This is a genomic window from Nonomuraea diastatica, assembly GCF_004349015.1.
Taxonomy (GTDB): domain Bacteria; phylum Actinomycetota; class Actinomycetes; order Streptosporangiales; family Streptosporangiaceae; genus Nonomuraea; species Nonomuraea diastatica.
The window spans coordinates 1-3,971 of record NZ_SMKP01000348.1; the positions used below are offsets into that span (position 1 = coordinate 1).

3 protein-coding genes and 1 pseudogene are annotated in these 3,971 nt (G+C 70.2%); 2 read left to right on the forward strand and 2 right to left on the reverse strand.

The window, feature by feature from the left end; all coding sequences use genetic code 11:
* On the reverse strand, window positions 1-1,064 hold a 1,064-nt coding region (locus E1294_RS51220), incomplete at its 3' end, for a PH domain-containing protein (RefSeq protein WP_246083881.1).
* A gap of 223 nt (window positions 1,065-1,287) precedes the next feature.
* Window positions 1,288-1,809: a PH domain-containing protein gene (locus tag E1294_RS51225; RefSeq protein WP_246083882.1), complete on the reverse strand. Its 522-nt coding sequence runs from the start codon at window positions 1,807-1,809 to the stop codon at window positions 1,288-1,290.
* A 482-nt stretch (window positions 1,810-2,291) separates the two neighbouring features.
* Between E1294_RS51225 and E1294_RS51230 the strand changes: the two genes are divergently transcribed.
* Both E1294_RS51230 and E1294_RS51235 read left to right on the forward strand, forming a co-directional pair.
* Window positions 2,292-2,957, forward strand: a complete 666-nt coding sequence (locus tag E1294_RS51230; RefSeq protein WP_246083883.1) for a YbhB/YbcL family Raf kinase inhibitor-like protein — start codon at window positions 2,292-2,294, stop codon at window positions 2,955-2,957.
* A gap of 184 nt (window positions 2,958-3,141) precedes the next feature.
* Window positions 3,142-3,971 (forward strand): annotated as a pseudogene (locus tag E1294_RS51235) (hypothetical protein); the annotation flags it as partial.

Consider the following 3,971-nt stretch of genomic DNA (forward strand, 5'->3'; position numbering starts at 1 on the left):
GGGTGGGGGCGCAGCCGGGCGCGGAAGGGACCGATCGCGTCGCCGGCCACCTGGAAGGCCACGGAACGGGGAACGTCGGGCAGGAGCTGCCCGCGTGTCTCCGAGTCACCGAGCCCGGTCACGATGGCCCACGCGCGTACGACGCGGGCCCACCGTTCGGCGAGGCCGTCGACGATCTCGTAGCCGCGTACGCGCGCCGACTCCAGCGACACGCTCCGCCGGTTGATCAGCCCTCGCTCGGCCACGAGGTGGCGGCCGCGCCGTTTGAGGGAGAAGTCCCAGTTGAAGACCGCGTACATCAGCCCGCCCACGAACGGCATCGCCAGCACAAGCAGCAGCGCCACGACCAGCAGCAGGTAGGGGCGTTCCCAGAACCACTCCCCGACGGTCAGGGCGGCGTCCCGGCCGAGCCCCAGGTCGTCCCCCCACTGGAACGCCAGCCCCACCGCACCACCGAGGAGCGCGAAGGGGGTGAGCAGGTACGCGCCGGACAGCGGCCCGTACAGCAACCACCTGCGCGGGACGCGGATGATCCGCTGTTCGGCCGGCGCCGCCTCCTGGACGCCGGGCTCCTGGACGCCGGGCTCATGGCCGACGGGACGGGCCGCGCGGCGCAGGAGAACCGCTTTGAGCCGTTCGGCCTCCGCCAGGGAGACCCCGTTGAGCTCGGCCTCCTCGTCGCCGCCGCTCGCCCCGGTGTCGATCTTCAGTACGGACAGGCCGAGCAGCCGGTGCATCGGCGGAGTGGACACGTCGACGCCGCGGATCCGCTCCAGCGGGATGGTACGGACGGACCGGCTGATCAATGCACGTTTCGTCTCCAGGCGGTCACCGATGATCTCGTACGTGAAGGTGGCCCACCTGATGATCGCGAACACCACGGTGCCGGCCACGGCCAGGGCCGCCCATCCGTACGAGCGGGTCGAGAAGCCGCCCACGAACAGGACGCCGACCAGGGGCAGCAGGAGGGAGGGCAGCATGCGCACCGGATCGATGAGCAGCACCTTGGGGCTCAGCCGCACCGGCGCGCGGGCGGCGGGCGGAGGACCGCCTCCGGGGGTCATGGACGGACCCTCACCTGGGTGCGAGCCCGCAACCCGTGGCTGGGATTCCGCCGGTCGGGGGCGGACGCCTCCTTCGGGCGCGGGATCGCCCTCCGCGTCCGGCGGAGTGGCCTTGTCCGGCGGAGGCGGGCCGCCGGGCGAGGGTTCAGGACTGTCGTGAGGTGCGCCGTGGCCGGTCATCGCATCTCCTTGGGCCGTCCCGGGCGTGGATCGGGGGGCACGGTCATGTGGCATCGTCCCTGAGCTCCTCCGCCCGGTGCGCGAGTTGCTCCGCGAGCCCGGCCGCCACGCCGTAGTCGAGGCCCTTGATCGTCGAGGAGCCGGCATGGGACGCGGTGCGGATCTCCAGCGTGGCCAGACCGAGCATCCGCTCCAGCCACCCTTGCCCCTTGTCGACCGTCTGGATGCGGCTCACGGGCACGAACACCCACTCCCTGGTCAGGAACCCCGACCTGGCGTAGACGACGTCGCCTGAGAGCTCCCAGCGGTGCACGGCGTACCGGACGAACGGCTCGGCCACCAGGAACGGCAGGAGCAGCACCACCACCGCGGCGGGCAGCAGCCAGGAGTTGTCGGCGTACCAGCCGGGGACCCACCACCATCGGCTGCCGTCGAGCCACCGCGACACCAGGAGCGAGCCGCCCAGGAAGAACACGAAGGCGATCAACGACTCGAACAGCCACAGGCGGATGGCCTTGGGCGAAACGCGATTCGCCGGATCGCGGATCGGGCCTGATGAGGTCACAAGACCAGCTTAGGGCGCGAATCAGGCATGGAGATCGGCTTGCTGGCGGTAAAGATCGACCGGCCGTCCCGGCGTGTCTGCCGACGGCCTTCATGGGCAGGTGCGATGCTCGGTGGCGGCCGGCCGCAGGCTGTCGAGCCTGGCCACGTCGGCGGCGCCACGTACGTGCCAGCCAGGCCCGGCGAGCGCAGGACCGCACCACAGCGCGAGCGCCCTCACGCACGTGGCAGCCGCCGTTCGCGCCCGCGCCCCGACGCCTGATCGTCGCTCTCTTTACCGTTCGGAACGATCTGGCGCACCTGATTTTTCCGCGTGGCCGGCGACCGGCACGATGTCCGTCTTGTCGGGTCACCGTACGCGATCGCACCCCGAGTCCTGCCACGGTGAACCAGCAGGCCAGAAAGGGTCCCGCAGGAAGGCCCGATTCGGGTCCTCCAGGGGCGGAGGGGCGTTCTAGTGTCCTACCTCACGGCCGGGATGCCGTGATTCTGACCGGTTTCGGATCCTTTACCGGCCACCGACCATCGGGAAACGGTCTGCACACCGCCGAGACCCGCGTAGCATCGTCCGTCATGGGGCTGTGTAACACGGCGACACGCGTGCGCCGCATCGCTGTCAGTGTGACAGCGGTGACCGTCGCGCTCGCGCTGTCGGGCTGCAGCAGCCTCATCGGCAGATCACAGGCCGAGGACATCGCGGAGGTCAATGTCTCGAGCCCGGAGTTGCGCGAAGGCGAGCCGCTGCCGCGCGATTACTCCTGCAAGGGCACCCAGGGCAGCCCGCCGCTGCGCTGGTCGAGCCAGCCGCTGTCCAAGGCGAAGTCGATCGCGATCGTGGTCGACAGCCATACATCATCGACGTCCACCGTGCACTGGGTGCTCTACAACATCCCGGCGACCACGACGGAGCTGGGCCCCAACGCCGCCGAGGAGCCCCCGGAAGGGGCCGGGCAGGCACCCTTGCCGGGCGGCAAGGCGGGCTACGATCCCCCCTGCGATCCGGGCAGCTACCGCTTCACCGTCTACACGCTGAACGGCAAGGTCGAAAGGCCGGAGGGAGCCCCTCCCCTCGACCTTCCAGAAATCTTGAAGCAGATCGCGGATCAGACCATAGCCCGGGGGCGGCTCACCGCGGTCGACCTTCAGTGAGGGGTCGAACACGACGTGTAGTACTGATGTACCAATTCTTCACGTAGGGTGTGACAACGCTCATAGTGGTCCGACACAATCAGATCCAATCGTTAGGCACTGGTGATCAAAGGGGGCAGATCGCGTCGATGGCCGCGCGATCTCATCGGTGCCAAAGGGAGGCCATGGCTTTGAGGGTGGTGCAATGATCGCGGTCGTAGTGAGCTTGGTCGCTGTCGTGCTCCTCGTGCTCGTCGTCGTGGCACTGGGCATGCGTTCGATGAACCGCAGGGAGAGCTCGCTTCCTCCGGAACGGCTGAAGGAGATGGCCGAGAAGGAGGAGTCGACCCACGCTCGTTCCACGGACGAGTTCGCCGCGCACGAACCGCGGATGAACAACTTCAGCCCCGACTTCAGCCCGATCGACCAGCCGAAGGCGCCGAAACCGGTGCGCACCGGTCAGCGTGGCCGGCGTGGCGTCGACGAATGGGGCAACCCGACCTCTGATGACGAGGACGAGGAGTTCTGGGCCAACATCCGCAGCGACGCGGAAGAGGGCGGCTTCGGCGCGGGTGGCACCGTGGCGGCCAGGAAGGGCGCCTCCCGCCCCGTCGAACGCGAGCGCCCCGCCGAGCGTCCCGCGGAGCCCCCCGCTGAGCGTCCCACTGGGCGCCGGGCAGAGCGCCGCGCCGACCGTCCCGCCGAGTCCGGGGGCGACCGTCCCGCGGAGCGGCAGACGAGCCGGCCCGCCGAGCGCCGCTCGGAGCGTCCGGGCAAGCGCGCCGACCGCACGGCCAAGCCGCGGCCCGTGGCGGCCTCCGTCGACCCCGAGGCGACCACCGTCCAGGGCCCGCTGCCGCAGCGCCAGCCGGCCGCCTCCAACCACTCCGCCCATCACTCGTCCGGCCTCGCCGACCTGGTCGAGCCGGCCAAACCCGCCGTCCCGTCGCAGTCCGAGCTGGCCGATCAGCGCACCATGACCTTCGCGGCCCCTCCAGGCGACGTGATGAGCATCCTCGCCCCGGGCGCCCAGCC